This window comes from Bacillus sp. 7884-1 (assembly GCF_002272245.1).
Classification (GTDB): Bacteria; Bacillota; Bacilli; order Bacillales; family Cytobacillaceae; genus Neobacillus.
The window spans coordinates 74,607-88,132 of record NZ_NPDD01000085.1 but is presented as its reverse complement, the minus strand read 5'-3'; the positions used below and the strand labels follow the sequence as shown (position 1 = coordinate 88,132).

General features: G+C 37.1%; 12 protein-coding genes and 1 pseudogene. 2 read left to right on the top strand and 11 right to left on the bottom strand.

What is annotated here, in order from left to right:
* Nucleotides 1-109 precede the first annotated feature (109 nt).
* Together CHI06_RS11400 and CHI06_RS11395 are read right to left on the bottom strand one after the other, a co-directional pair.
* Entirely contained in the window at nucleotides 110-2,056 is a 1,947-nt protein-coding gene (locus CHI06_RS11400) for an LTA synthase family protein (protein WP_095248667.1), read from the bottom strand.
* Nucleotides 2,057-2,323: 267 nt separating this feature from the next.
* Nucleotides 2,324-2,956, bottom strand: coding sequence for a LysE family transporter (locus tag CHI06_RS11395; RefSeq protein ID WP_095248666.1), 633 nt, complete (start codon nucleotides 2,954-2,956; stop codon nucleotides 2,324-2,326).
* Between the two features lie 189 nt (nucleotides 2,957-3,145).
* Here CHI06_RS11395 and CHI06_RS11390 point away from each other — a divergent pair, with 189 nt between their 5' ends.
* Complete coding sequence (locus CHI06_RS11390; RefSeq protein WP_095248665.1) at nucleotides 3,146-3,658, top strand: DUF3231 family protein; 513 nt, start codon at nucleotides 3,146-3,148, stop codon at nucleotides 3,656-3,658.
* Between the two features lie 47 nt (nucleotides 3,659-3,705).
* Here CHI06_RS11390 and CHI06_RS11385 read toward each other — a convergent pair.
* The 3 genes and pseudogenes from CHI06_RS11385 to CHI06_RS11375 all read right to left on the bottom strand — a co-directional run bounded on the left by CHI06_RS11385 (nucleotide 3,706) and on the right by CHI06_RS11375 (nucleotide 6,027).
* Nucleotides 3,706-4,560 (bottom strand): annotated as a pseudogene (locus CHI06_RS11385) (manganese catalase family protein).
* 57 nt (nucleotides 4,561-4,617) lie between these two features.
* A complete protein-coding gene (locus tag CHI06_RS11380; protein WP_095248664.1) occupies nucleotides 4,618-4,797 on the bottom strand; it encodes a hypothetical protein in 180 nt (59 codons plus the stop codon).
* An 18-nt stretch (nucleotides 4,798-4,815) separates the two neighbouring features.
* On the bottom strand, nucleotides 4,816-6,027 hold the full coding sequence (locus tag CHI06_RS11375) for a GNAT family N-acetyltransferase (protein ID WP_095248663.1): 1,212 nt from the start codon (nucleotides 6,025-6,027) through the stop codon (nucleotides 4,816-4,818).
* Between the two features lie 227 nt (nucleotides 6,028-6,254).
* On the opposite strand from CHI06_RS11375, the gene CHI06_RS11370 reads away from it, so the two are divergent.
* A complete protein-coding gene (locus CHI06_RS11370; RefSeq protein ID WP_095248662.1) occupies nucleotides 6,255-7,025 on the top strand; it encodes an alpha/beta hydrolase in 771 nt (256 codons plus the stop codon).
* A 45-nt stretch (nucleotides 7,026-7,070) separates the two neighbouring features.
* On the opposite strand, the gene CHI06_RS11365 is transcribed toward CHI06_RS11370, so the two are convergent.
* The 6 genes from CHI06_RS11365 to CHI06_RS11340 all read right to left on the bottom strand — a co-directional run bounded on the left by CHI06_RS11365 (nucleotide 7,071) and on the right by CHI06_RS11340 (nucleotide 13,524).
* A complete protein-coding gene (locus tag CHI06_RS11365) occupies nucleotides 7,071-8,030 on the bottom strand; it encodes a 2-hydroxyacid dehydrogenase (protein WP_095248661.1) in 960 nt (319 codons plus the stop codon).
* Nucleotides 8,031-8,260: 230 nt separating this feature from the next.
* Nucleotides 8,261-9,109, bottom strand: coding sequence for a tryptophan 2,3-dioxygenase (gene kynA / locus CHI06_RS11360; RefSeq protein WP_095248660.1), 849 nt, complete (start codon nucleotides 9,107-9,109; stop codon nucleotides 8,261-8,263).
* 53 nt (nucleotides 9,110-9,162) lie between these two features.
* Nucleotides 9,163-10,593 (bottom strand): amino acid permease, encoded by a 1,431-nt coding sequence (locus CHI06_RS11355; protein WP_095248659.1) that lies wholly within the window; start codon nucleotides 10,591-10,593, stop codon nucleotides 9,163-9,165.
* Nucleotides 10,594-10,618: 25 nt separating this feature from the next.
* Nucleotides 10,619-11,890, bottom strand: coding sequence for a kynureninase (gene kynU / locus CHI06_RS11350; protein ID WP_095248658.1), 1,272 nt, complete (start codon nucleotides 11,888-11,890; stop codon nucleotides 10,619-10,621).
* 45 nt (nucleotides 11,891-11,935) lie between these two features.
* The gene (locus CHI06_RS11345; protein WP_095248657.1) at nucleotides 11,936-12,724 is read right to left on the bottom strand and encodes a 2-keto-4-pentenoate hydratase; all 789 of its coding nucleotides are present in this window, start codon (nucleotides 12,722-12,724) and stop codon (nucleotides 11,936-11,938) included.
* Between the two features lie 20 nt (nucleotides 12,725-12,744).
* Entirely contained in the window at nucleotides 12,745-13,524 is a 780-nt protein-coding gene (locus CHI06_RS11340; RefSeq protein WP_095248675.1) for a 2-keto-4-pentenoate hydratase, read from the bottom strand.
* Between the last annotated feature and the right edge of the window lie 2 nt (nucleotides 13,525-13,526).

Genomic DNA, 13,526 nt, shown 5'->3' with positions numbered 1-13,526 from the left:
TTCCGCACAAATCAACAGAGTGCCAAAATCAATATTAAGCTTTAACATAGCCAATAAAAAAGATATAAAAAGGCTGTTTAGGAATTTCCTAAACAGCCAGCTTTAAAGCTTATTCTTCATCATCTTGAGATGGATTGTAGTTGTATTGTGTTCGGTCTATAGGAGTAAAGTTTCCAGGTGTGTAGAAGCGTAATAAGTCTCCGTTTACCACTTTATCAGAAAGCGCTAATTTATTTTCTGCGGTTTGCTGTAAGTTCATTGCCTCTTCCATCCTATTTTCATCTAATTCCATTCCCGTGCTTGAGTCGTAAAACTTACCATTTACAGATGAAATGGTTGGACTCATAAAGCCGCCATCACGAAACGGAACAAGTTCATCATGTTGCTCAGATAAAAGGTCAGTACCGAATTGTACATAATCTTTAGTATCTGTCCCTAACAAGTGAAGAAGTGTAGGTAGGATATCAATTTGCCCACCGTATTCGTGGTTGACTCCACCCTCAATTCCAGGAACACGGATGAAGAATGGTACACGTTGTAATCCTGCACTATCGAAATCTGTAATTTCTTTACCTAGAACTTTTTCCATAGCTTTATTATGATTTTCTGAAATTCCATAATGGTCCCCGTACATAACAATGATTGTATTATCATATAAACCAGATTCCTTTAGATAATCAAAGAATTGTTTTAATGCTTCGTCCGCATATCGAGCAGTTTGGAAGTAAGTATCAACTGATTTATCACCCGTAGTATGCGGTGCAATCGTTGCTTCTCCTTCAGCAAGAGGGTACGGATAATGGTGTGTTACAGTCATAAACTTTGTATAAAACGGCTGTGGCAATGATTCCAACATTGGAATTGATTGTTCGAAGAACGGTTTGTCCATGAGACCATATTCAGCAAGGTCTTCAGGCTTCATATCATAGTATTTTTCATCAAAAAAGTTGTTATATCCAAACGATTTATAAATTTCATCACGATTCCAAAAGCTTCCTGAGTTCCCGTGGAAGACAGCAGACGTATAGCCTTGCTGACCAAGAATCGCTGGTGCTGCTTGATACGTATTTAAACCTTTTGTTGTAAAAGCAGAACCCTGTGGTAATCCATATAATGAATTTTCTAGGATAAATTCTGCATCAGATGTTTTACCTTGTGCTGTTTGATGGAAGAAGTTATCAAAATAGAGTGTGTTTTGATCCTTTGTTAAGGAATTTAAAAACGGTGTTACTTCTTCCCCATTTAATTTGTAGTCAATTAGGAAGTTTTGCATGGATTCAAGATGCAAATAAACCACATTCATGCCTTTTCCAGCACCAAAATACGCAGGATTTGGCTCAGCATAATTCGCTTTTGTATAGTTGATTACTTCAGTCATATCGTCACTGTTTGCCATAACCCTTTGTGCAGAAGCTTTTGTACTTTTAACGGCATCATAAATGGTGTAGTTATACATACCTAAATATTTCACAATATAATTACGGTCAAATCCTCTGGTTAACAATTGAGGACGATCACTTTCAGCTAGTCCAAGATTTCCACAAGAAATAGCAAGTGATAATGAGAATAAAGCAGCTACTTTTCTGCGATTCATGTCTTTAAATTCCACTTTTACAAAGCGAAAACCAAGTAAAGCAATCAAAAGGATAATATCCATAAAGAATAAGAAATCATATGGTCTTAATAGTGTTACGACACTTCCGCTTACATCACCAAAGTTTTGAGTCTGCGTTAATGTTGGTAAAGTAATAAAGTCATTGAAGAACCTGTAATACACGACATTGGCAAATAAGAGAAAGGATAGAAAGAAATCAATCATGAGTAGTGCAATATATTTTTTGCGTCCTTTAAATAAAGCTGCAAATCCTAAAAATAATAAAGATGATCCTAACGGATTAATAAATAATAAGAACTTTTGTAGTGTATTTTCAATTCCTAAATCAAATTGAGTTAATTGAGCTATATAGGTTTTCATCCAAAGGAAGAATACCGCCAATAAGAAAAAGCCAATATATTTATTTAAAATACCTTGACCCTTTTGAGTTAAGTTATTCATTTTTTGCACCTGCCTTTTAAAAATAATCATTCTTTAAGTTGGGGTTTTTTATGAGTTTAAGAATCCATTAATCTATCATTTATTATAGTAACAGTTAAATATGAACAATATATGAACACGAGAAGAAAAAAATTATTCGACACAAATGAGTATTATACGGATTATTTTCAAAAAGTCAAGCGAGATAGTAACCTAAAAAGAAGTGCTAATTCACAATAATTCGTGATTAGCACTTCTCGCTCTTACTATAAACCATTTTTTATGAAATTAGTTCAAGAGCGCTTTAATACCCTGGAATCCAAAATAAAGACCAAACAACACAAGTGAGGCACCCGAAATAATCGAAATAGTAATTAAACTCTTGACTGTCAGGAGTTTTCGGGAGCCAGTTGTTAGTACCGCAACAAATAAATCCCATACGGTCAATCCCAAAAAAATCATACTGCTATAAATTAAGAGCGATTCTGTTCCATTTGTTTGAGCCGTTTTTGCTAAGACCGAGCCATAAATTCCTAACCAAAACAGAACCGATAAGGGACTCGTAATCGACATAATAAACCCTGTCAAAAAACACTTCATTAATGATTCTTTGTTTCGACTGTATGTTAGAGTAATGGTATTCGCATTCCTGATACTTTCTACTCCTGAATAAACAAGAATAAATCCCCCAAAAAGCCAAAGAAATATTTGAATAATAGGAATCCCCAAAAATTGAACCATTCCTAAATAAACAAGGAGCATAAAGAATCCATCTGCCACCATTGAACCAGCACCAACAATCCACGCATGCCAAAAACCATTTTTTATCCCTTTATCTAATCGTGCAGAATTTACAGGACCAATTGGAGCTGCTAGCGTAAATCCCAAAATGATATAACTGATTAAAATGCTAATACTCAAATAAACCACTCCACCTTTGTTTCAACTTGTACATTTTATGAAGAATATACGGATACATGTCCAAAAAAATCATGATTTAAAGGATTAATATTAATGAATCAGCAACGAATTGGAAATCATAATTGATGTGCTTTATGAAAGGTGGCACTCTAAATGAATAAATTTACGTACACACTAAGGAGGGTAACGATGGGAATTTTAAGTGGGAACCCTAAGGAAGAGCCTTTACACTATGGCGAAGTGTTTGATTTATGGTCTGCTGTATTGGTGAATAACGGTAAGATTGCAGGCTATCAAACCATGTTAAACCATGCAGGTGATGAGGATTTAAAGAAGTTATTAGTAGAAGCAAGTGAAATTTGTCAGGGTGAAAACAAGCAATTGGAGGAACTATTAAAAGAAAACGGCATTGGGTTACCGCCTGGGCAACCAGAGCCGCCTGAAGCATGTTTAGAAGATATTCCAGTTGGTGCTCGAATCATAGACCCAGCCATTGCTGCTGGACTTTCTGCTGATATAGCCGCTGGATTAGTAGCCTGCAGTCAAGCAATAGGTAAATCAATCAGGGAAGACATAGCTATGATGAATGCACAATTCCATGCACAAAAGGTCGCACTTGGAGGAAAAGTACTCCGTTTAAATAAGGAAAAAGGCTGGCTTATTCCTCCTCCCTTACATCTTAATAAGCATGGTGATTGTTAATTTAACGACAAAAAGGATGAACACGATTGTGTCTCATCCTTTTTTCATTAATTAAATAAATCACTTATTCCAGGACTATGTTCATTTGGCATTTCTGGCATCATTGGAACTGGATGACCTTGCGGTGGTGGAACTACTTGCAGTGTACCGTCATTCCTACTTGGTGATTGCCCTTGGAATATTGTTCCGATCAATGTTTCATCTAATCTAAAATTAAATTGTGCATTATGGAAGCCCATTTCTACATATTTACGGCATTCTGGGTATTTATTAATGTCATAATTCGGAACTGGGAATATTTTCCCCCAATCTACACCTAGGGTTTCCAATGCTTTAGCAAAGGCATTTTGGTGTGCATTATCACGGACGATTAAGAAAGCCAATGTTTCTCTAAAGGTTTTATTTGAACTCATTTCATAGATTCGTGACTTCTGTAAGACACCAGTAGACTCTAAGGTAACGTTATTTAATAAATCGCTAATCAAGTTACCATGACTGTATACATAGTTTCCATTCCACGGATTCCCCGCAGCGTCAACCGGAAGTGAGGCTTGGGCGCCATGAATAAAATGATGTGGGTTTGCATGTTTGATTGCTTCTTCTAAAGGCGCTCCAGTACTTCCTTCAGCCCCAACTGCATCCTCGCCTGAACCATTTAATAGTTGATTGATTGTTGTTTGTACCAACTCAACATGAGCAATTTCCTCAAGGAAAATCCCTCTAATTTAATCGCGGTATTGCTTTTGATTTCCTCTAAAGTTTGAGCTTTGAAAGAAAAACTGCATCATCGTACGCATCTCGCCGAATCTTCCACCCAATGTTTCTTGGAGCACTTTAGCCGCTGCTGGATCAGGTTTGTCAGGAACAATAATATTAATTAAATCTTCTCTATAGAAATACATTCCATTACCTCCTAAAAATGAATAATTACTAAGGTAGATTACCCGATTGTAACTCTCTTATTCGAACTCGTTTTCTTTTGAATCCTCTTGGTAATGTTCATTCAAATAAGGATTTTCAGTGGTAGCAAAACTAACCGATAACAAACTCATTTCTGGGTCAAGTCCATATAATCCTTTTTCAGCTTTTTTAACTTTCTTCCCACTTTGAAATTGAGGTTCGCCTTCTTTTTCTTTCATAGATATCACCCTCCATTATTAATAGTAATCCGAAAAGTATGGTGTTTGCCTCTCAATCAAATTCTCTAATATCTCAACATCCTGTGTATTCCCCTTTAGTCTTGAAATTGCAGCCAAGTCAGAGGGTCTCTTATAACTGAGCAGCATAGTCGTCAGTGTCTGTATGTCGAGAGAAAATGTTGGCGCATCGTTACTTTGATTTAATTCTCCTTGACCATTTGCATTAACATTTAGTGTGAATGTTCCTTGATTCCACTCGAGCATTGGATCCTCAAGCATAAACGTTAACTGTATATTCGTACCTGTTGCTTTAAAAGGGTATTGAGAAATAAACTGTTTAGCACAAACTATACGTGCCATAAAATAGGGAGAAATCGTTTCTTTTATATCTCCATCCTCCAGCCAAAAGGCTAATGGTTCATTCATAAAAATGTTCCCTACAACCTTTGATACCATTGAAAAGTGAGCACCAATAAAATTCCATAGTCCAATCCTTGCCTCTTGATTCATATAAACCATTTCTTTAATATGAAGCACGTCCTCAGATATCCAGTACAATAGATACCCTTGAGGCTTGTGTGTTTTGTCATAATAAACGGCTGCCGTTAATTCATCAACATCCCATCTCCAATATTCATCCCAGGCCAATTCATTTCGAAGCATACCCACATGCATTTTACTCGAATAGAGTTTATACACAATCCTTACGTCTGGGTGCTCTATATTCAATCTTTCCACATATCCTGGAACTTTCTTAATCTTTGGTAATTGAACATCTCTTACTTCAAAAGTCATCTTATCCGAAACAATTTCCCATCCTCTACGGCGATAATAGGGAATCGAATAGGGAAATAAATAAGATATCGATTGTTTTCTTTCCCGCATATCCGCAAGTGCCTGACTCATCAACTTATACATAAGTCCCATATTGGCGTATTCTGGATAGGTGCCGACGCCAGTCAGCCCTCCCATTTCAAATGATTTTCCAAAAATGTTTACTTGAAAAGGGTAAACAGCTAGTTGTGACACCAGTTTTTCACCATCAAACCAGCCTAAAACATCCGCCTGATCCAAAACTGGCTTTTTAGCTAATGCTATTTCACGTTCTTCCCACCCAACCATTTGTAAATCCTTTTTGGTTACTTGAAACACATATCGTAATAACTCATTAAACTGTTGGAAATGTTTTGTTTCCACTTTCCCCATTTTGAGCCTGTCTAGTCGACTCATTCAAACTACCTCCAAGGTAAGAATCACTTGTGACATATTCCTTGAATTATTGTTTGCTTTAGGAGGGATAAGCATTCTAGGGCCTCTATAAATTTCGATTTAAAACACAATCCCTACTTGACACATCGGATTAATATGTATATTGTGAATATAATGAAACTTCATAGATTATGATCCTATATTTTTTTACTTTTACATAAAGAGAGAAAAAAGAAAGGAGAGTTTAAATGGTTGAACAATACCAAGTATTACCAGGTGCTGAATCTTTTTTCTTTAAAGGGAATCAAATTGGAATTTTAATATGTCACGGATTTGTTGGAACCCCACAAAGCGTAAGGTTTCTGGGAGAATACCTTGCATCTAAAGGATTCTCAGTCTACGGAGTTAGATTGAGAGGACATGGGACACATTATGAGGATATGGAAAAGTGCACCTACCAAGATTGGATTCAAAGTATAGAAGATGGATATTATTTTTTACAAAATCGTTGTCAAGATATCTTTGTGATTGGTCAATCTATGGGTGGTACATTAACGCTAAATCTTACAAATAAACACAGAAATATTAAAGGAATTATGCTAATCAATGCCGCAATAATATCCATTCCTCCAATGAAAAGGTATAAAAATAGACATCTTCCCCGTTATATTAATGAAGGAAAGCCTGATATAAAGGATAAAAGTGTTAATGAAATTACCTATCCAAAGGCACCCGTACGTTCCATTCATCAGTTATTTGCTTTAATGGACGAGACACGGGATAAACTTCCAACTATTTCATGTCCAGTGTTGGCATTTCAATCCGAGGAGGATCACGTCGTTCCACCTGAAAACAGCAAATATCTTATGGCTACCATTAAATCGGATACTAAGGAAATGATTCCATTAACTAATTCCTATCATGTTGCATCCATGGATTTTGAAAAGGGGTTCATAGCGGAAAAATGCTCCTTATTTATAAAAAAACATGCAAGCAATGCCAAAAATTTAGAAGTTTAAAAATACCTCGCCATGAATTAGGCAAGGTATTTTTTGGTTTTACTTTCATTTAATTAAGGTTGGAGGAGTGTCCCCCTTTAACCCTGCGACTAGGTTTGTTGCGGCTAACATGGCCATTTTGAATCTAGTTTCATATGTTGCAGAGCCGATATGAGGCAATGTAACAACATTTTTCATGGACAGGAGCGGGTTGTCCAAATTTACAGGTTCCTCTACAAATACATCAAGTCCAGCACCCAGTATTTGACCTCTTTGAAGTGCATGAATCAATGCTTCTTCATCCACGGTTTTCCCTCTAGAAGCGTTAATAAAGATTGAAGACTCTTTCATGAGATTGAATTCTTTTGTTCCCATTAACTTTTCAGTCTGAGGAGTCAGTGGTGTCATTAAGCATACAAAATCAGACTTCTTTAACAATTCTTCCAGCGAACAATATTTAGCACCAAACTTTTGTTCAGCTTCTTCCTTTCGAGAACGATTATGATATAGAATCTCCATATCAAAGCCATAATGGGCTCTTTTGGCTACTGCTGAACCAATCCCCCCCATACCGATAATCCCTAGTACCTTATGATTGACATCCACACCAAACCATTTTTCTTCGAGACCTGATTTCCACTGACCCGTTTTCACCCAATGTTCTAATTCTGGGATTCTCCTAGCAGTGGATAGTATTAAACCCATAATCGTATCCGCTACAGTGTCATTCAAAACATCTGGTGTATTTGTCGCCATCATTCCACTCTTTTCCAAAGCCGTCAAATCCAGATTGTCGTATCCTACAGATGTGTTACACACAATTTTCAAATGAGGTGCAAGTTTTAATAATTCACTATCTACTTTTAACCCTGACCCCAATATCCCTTGTGCATCCTTTATTTCTTCAAGAAATTCAGGATAAGATTGATTATCCAATTTCTCAAAATAAATAACATTAAAATATTCATTTAATAGATCGATTACCTTTTTATCCACTTTTTTATAAACGATTACTTTTGGTTTCATATTACAAACCTCCTCTCCTAAATTACTATCATTAAGTATATACTAGTTCTCAAACCATCAGTTATCTAGTTCTTGCAAGTAAGTTTATTTTAGTTGTTACACTTGCTGGAATCATTTATCTCCTAAGCAAAAGATTAAAATAACACAAACAAAGCAAAAAGCACTAATCGGTGCTTTTTGCTTTGTGATTATAAAAAATCCACCATTGATAAGAAATGGTGGATTTTATACTATAACTTTGTTCGTAAGCTCCAAAGTTCAGGAAAGAATTGCTGGTCTAGAACTCTTTTTAAATAGGATACACCCGATGATCCGCCAGTTCCTGATTTATGACCAATGATTCTTTCCACTGTACTCATGTGATTAAATCGCCATAATTGCTGTTGATTGCCAATATCAACTAACTTCTCAGCAAGCTCGTATAAGTCCCAGTATTGGTCAACGTTACGGTAGACTGTCAACCATGCTTCTTCAACACTTTCATTAGGTTCATAGTTTTTGGACAAATCGCGATTTAAGACCTCTTCATCAACAGGAATTCCACGAGCAACAAGCGCTTGGATGGCTGCATCATAAATACTTGGTTTATGAAGTGCCTCCTGCATATTTATATACAGCTCTGTTTGATGCTGATAGACTGCTAGGGTATGAGCATTTTTGTTTCCTAATGCAAATTCAATTATCCGGTTCTGGTAGGACTGGAAGCCGGAAGATTGACCGAGCTTATCCCTAAACTCTAGGTACTCTGAAGGGGTTAAGGTAGAAAGCACACTCCATGATTGAATCAATTGCTGCTGAATTCTCGAAACGCGTGACAGAATTTTAAAGGATGGCTCTAAATTATTCTGGCGAATATACTGGATCGCCTCTGTTAATTCATGAATAATTAATTTCATCCATAATTCACTTGTTTGATGGATAATAATAAATAACATTTCATCATGGTGATCAGATAACCGGTGCTGACTATCTAAAATCTTATCAAGGTGCAGGTAATCACCATAGGACATTGCTTTTTGAAAATCTGTTTGAATCGATTTTTCCAAACCGATGCTTGTGTTTTTTTCTGGTGTATTCACGTAATATACTCCCCCTGTTCTAATGTGGTACTGATGTATGAATTAATAAGTTATTAATTTATATTCTCATCTAAAATATCATTCGTTTCATTTACTGATTTTTGAGTGTTGGATCTTTTTTTAAAAAAGAAATAGGCAGCCGTTAAAAACAGTAACCATGGAATTCCGAATTGAAGCATAATCTTAAAATCTGTAAACCATGTTGTGATCATTAAACTCAATAGTAGTACTGCTCCTGCGATCGTTAAATAAGGAAAGCCAATCATTTTTACAGGCAATTTACGGCCATTTGACTTCTCCCACTTTCTTCTGAAAAACAAATGGGATACAAACACCATAAACCATGTAAAAATAGCACCGAACATTGAAATCCCCATCATAAACGCATAGGAGGAGCCTGGTAATAGTGCATTTACTGCAGCTGCAAGGAAAATCCCAAAAGTAGAAACACCAAGAGCCTTTAACGGAACTCCTTTTTTGCTTAATTTGCTTAAAAAGGCCGGAGCGTCATTTCCCTGGGACAAAGAAAACATCATCCGTGTAGAGGCATAAAGTTGACTGTTCATAGCAGATAAGGCAGCAGTTAATATAATAAAATTCATAATACCAGAAGCACCAGGAATATTTAAGAGTTCCATGACCTTTACAAAAGGACTTTCTTCTACACCTGCAGATTTCCAAGGAACAATCATTAACATAATTCCGATAGTAATAATATAGAATGTAGATAATCGGAATACCGTTGCTTTCAGCGCTTTTGGCACGGCTACGTCGGGATCTTTAGCTTCTCCAGCTGTAACCGCTATCATTTCTGTTCCTAAAAAGCTAAATAATGAAATAAAGATTGCGACCCACATCCCCCACCAACCAAAAGGCAGGAAACCTCCGTCATTGACAATATTCTCAGGTCCCATATTCGGCTGAGTTGAATTACCAAATAAAATATAAGATCCTAAAAGTATGAAACCAACTATTGCACTTATTTTAATCATAGAGAACCAATACTCAAAAGTAGCAAAGGTATTTACGCTCGTGGCATTTACATAAATTAATACACCCGCAAATAACAATATCCAGACGAATCCCGGAACATCAGGGAACCAATACTTCATATAGACAGCAATAGCACTCACTTCTACCCCGACCGCAAGAACGTTAGCTATCCAATATGAATAGCGGACAAGAAAACCAGCTAGCGGGCTAACATACTTTTCTGAAATGGTGCCAAAAGACCCTGACGTTGGGTGGGCCACCGTCATTTCGGATAAGCACCCCATTAATAGTAATACAATAAATGCACCAATTGCATAACTTAGTATTACACCCGGTCCAGCAGTACTAATGGCAAGGCCGCTTCCAAGGAATAATCCCGTACCAATTGCACATCCCATTGCAATCATCGTTAGCTGCTTGGTTTTTAATTCGCGCTTCAATCCTTTTTCAGGTTCATTCCCTTTATTTAAATGAGTATTTTTGTTCCCCATATAGTTCCTCCTACTATTAGTAATTTTATGCTACGACCTCTCGTTCATTTGCAAACTTTTCATATTGTCTTTCTTCCATAATCTTCTTAATAATTTGTACTACTTCCCATACCTCACTATAAGAGGTGTAAAGAGCCACTGGGGCTAGACGAATAATATTAGGGGCTCGGAAATCAGGAATAATACCATTTTCTTTTAATGCCTTGCAAATCCGTGCTGCTTCTTTATGCTCTAGGCTCACATGACCTCCACGACTCACATCGTCTTGAGGGTTACCTATGTTGAATCCCATACCAGATACCTCTTGGTCCAATAAATCCATTAAGAACCGATTTATTTTCAATGACTTTTCCCGGATATTTTCAATCCCAGCTTCTTCAAAAATCTCCAAAGCACCAAGTAACGGTGCAAGACTTAACACATGTGGTGTCCCAATTTGATAAGCTCCGGCAGACTCAGCAGGTGTTAATGAATGTTCCATATCAAATTGTTTCTCTTTTTTAGAACCAAACCAGCCCGCAAGTCCAGGAGCAGTTCCAAAGTGTTTTTTGTTTACATATAATCCTCCAACACTTCCTGGACCACCATTTAAATGCTTATAATTGCACCAATATGCAAAATCAACACCCCATTCACTAAACGAATGAGGAATAGCACCAATGGAATGACATCCATCAAAACCGATTAAGATCCCTCTTTTATTGGCCTCTACCGATAAACGCTTCATATCTAAGATTTGGCCACTTCGATAAAGAACCGTAGGCAAAATGATAAGAGCAATGTCATCGGTCATGGCATCAATAATATCCTCTTCATCTAAGAAACGGCCATCCCGGCTTTTTACGCGAATAAGATGTGTATCTGGGTCAAATCCATGTATTCGGAGCTGGCTTTGAAGAGCGTAAATATCAGATGGAAAGGTTAATTCATCAGCAAGAATTTTTGACTTCTTACCTTCCGGCTTATAAAAAGTAGCAACAAGTTGATGCAAATTCACCGTGGTCGAACCCGTTACAATGACTTCATCCGAAGAAGCACCTACTAACGGTGCCATCATCTCTCCTAATCTTTCTGATAAAAAAAACCAAGGGTGTTTCCCTTTTGTCCAGCCATCAATTCCATGTTCTTTCCAATCATTTAAGGATTCTAAGAGAGTCCGTTCCGCTCTTTTTGAAAGGAGGCCCAACGAATTTCCATCCATATAAATGGTATTTGGTTTTATGTAAAATTCCTCTCTAAATCTGTTCAAGCTGTCAGTTTGGTCTAATTGTTTGGCATACTCTAATGTTAGTTCCATATGTATCCTCTCCTCTACATTTATTTCTATCTAGATTCTATACTATTATTTACAAGAGAATGATACACTACCCAGTTCTGCAAAATCTACTAAAATGGTATCTCCAGCTTGAAAGCTAATCGCTTCCGTAATGGCACCACTAAGAACGATATCACCTTTTTTTAAGCCGCGTCCCGTTTCTCCAAGCTTATTTACTGCCCAGGCTACCGCTACAGCAGGATTTCCTAATACTGCAGCACTTGTGCCGACAGTGGCCACTTCTGAATTTTTGGACATATATACACCGATTTCTTTCAGGTCAAGAGATTCAGGATACTTCCATTTGTTTCCGACGATAAATTTTGAAGATGAACAGTTATCAGCTACAACATCAACCAGAGTAAACTTGAAATCTAAATAACGACTATCAATAATCTCAATAGCTGGTGCCACATATTTTGTAACACTTAAAATATCTTCCGCTGAAACAGAAGTCCCTTGGATATCTTCATCAATGAAGAAGGCAATTTCAGGTTCTGCCTTTGGATGGATGAAACTGCTATAAGGTACTGGCTCCCATTCTGTGGCAAGCATATCATCCATTAGATATCCATAAATCGCTTCATGGACCCCCATCATTTCTTGCTTCGCTTTACTTGTTAACCCGAGTTTAACTCCGATCCGTCGAAGTCCTTCCTGTTCTTTTTGCTCAATCAATTTTTGTTGGATTTCATATGCCTGCTCAAATGTTAAGGCCGGGTATTTTGTCGTAATTTTTTCGACTTCTCGTTTTTCCTTTTCTGCGTCTAAAAGGTATTTTACAATTTCTTGTTCTGTTCCTTGCATCAGTTTCATTTATAAAACCTCCTATTTGTTTACTCGAATGTTACAGAAACAGTTCCCAATAAGCCGAAATGTGCTGAAATCTTATCTCCCTCTTTTACAGGAACTGCACCAGAAAGTGCTCCTGGAAGAATCAACTCACCCGCCTTTAAATGGATGCCAAATTCATGTAATTTATTCGCCAACCAGGCAACTGCTTTTGCAGGGTGTCCTAACGCCGCTGTTCCAGCTCCTGTTGCAACCATTTCATCATTTTTATAAAGGACCATTCCCTGGGTCCGTAAATTAAAACCTTCTATTGTACTTAATTTATTCCCAACAACTACTCTTGCAGATGATCCATTATCCGCCACAGTATCTTCTAATCTAATTTTCCAATCAGTTATACGGCTATCAATTATCTCAATGGTCGGCACCACATATTTTGTAGCCATTAACACGTCTAAATAATTTACATTTGGTCCTACTAAGTCCTTATCTAAAATAAAACCAATTTCCGCCTCGACTTTTGGACTGATGAATTCACTGATTTTGACCTTGTCACCATCAGAAATCCTCATATTATCTAATAGGTGGCCGTAATCTGGTTCATCAACTCCGAGCATCTGCTGCATTGCAGCGCTAGTTAGACCCACCTTCTTCCCAATAATCTCATGTCCTTCTTCTATCTTTTTCTCAATTACCTTAAGCTGTATATGGTATGCATCACGAACATTAAGGGTGGAAACCCTCTCTGATAGCGGAGTTACTGGCATTTGACTATTCTCTGCCCTAATTAATTCAGTTGTAATCAATTCTATGAAATTACTCATTA

Coding starts and splice junctions, on each gene's coding strand:
- CHI06_RS11370 (WP_095248662.1), top strand. CDS start 6,255: ATGGTTGAACAATACCAAGTATTACCAGGTGCTGAATCTTTTTTCTTT.
- CHI06_RS11390 (WP_095248665.1), top strand. CDS start 3,146: ATGGGAATTTTAAGTGGGAACCCTAAGGAAGAGCCTTTACACTATGGC.
- CHI06_RS11380 (WP_095248664.1), bottom strand. CDS start 4,797: ATGAAAGAAAAAGAAGGCGAACCTCAATTTCAAAGTGGGAAGAAAGTT.
- CHI06_RS11400 (WP_095248667.1), bottom strand. CDS start 2,056: ATGAATAACTTAACTCAAAAGGGTCAAGGTATTTTAAATAAATATATT.
- CHI06_RS11345 (WP_095248657.1), bottom strand. CDS start 12,724: ATGAAACTGATGCAAGGAACAGAACAAGAAATTGTAAAATACCTTTTA.
- CHI06_RS11365 (WP_095248661.1), bottom strand. CDS start 8,030: ATGAAACCAAAAGTAATCGTTTATAAAAAAGTGGATAAAAAGGTAATC.
- kynU (WP_095248658.1), bottom strand. CDS start 11,890: ATGGAACTAACATTAGAGTATGCCAAACAATTAGACCAAACTGACAGC.
- CHI06_RS11340 (WP_095248675.1), bottom strand. CDS start 13,524: ATGAGTAATTTCATAGAATTGATTACAACTGAATTAATTAGGGCAGAG.
- CHI06_RS11375 (WP_095248663.1), bottom strand. CDS start 6,027: ATGAGTCGACTAGACAGGCTCAAAATGGGGAAAGTGGAAACAAAACAT.
- CHI06_RS11355 (WP_095248659.1), bottom strand. CDS start 10,593: ATGGGGAACAAAAATACTCATTTAAATAAAGGGAATGAACCTGAAAAA.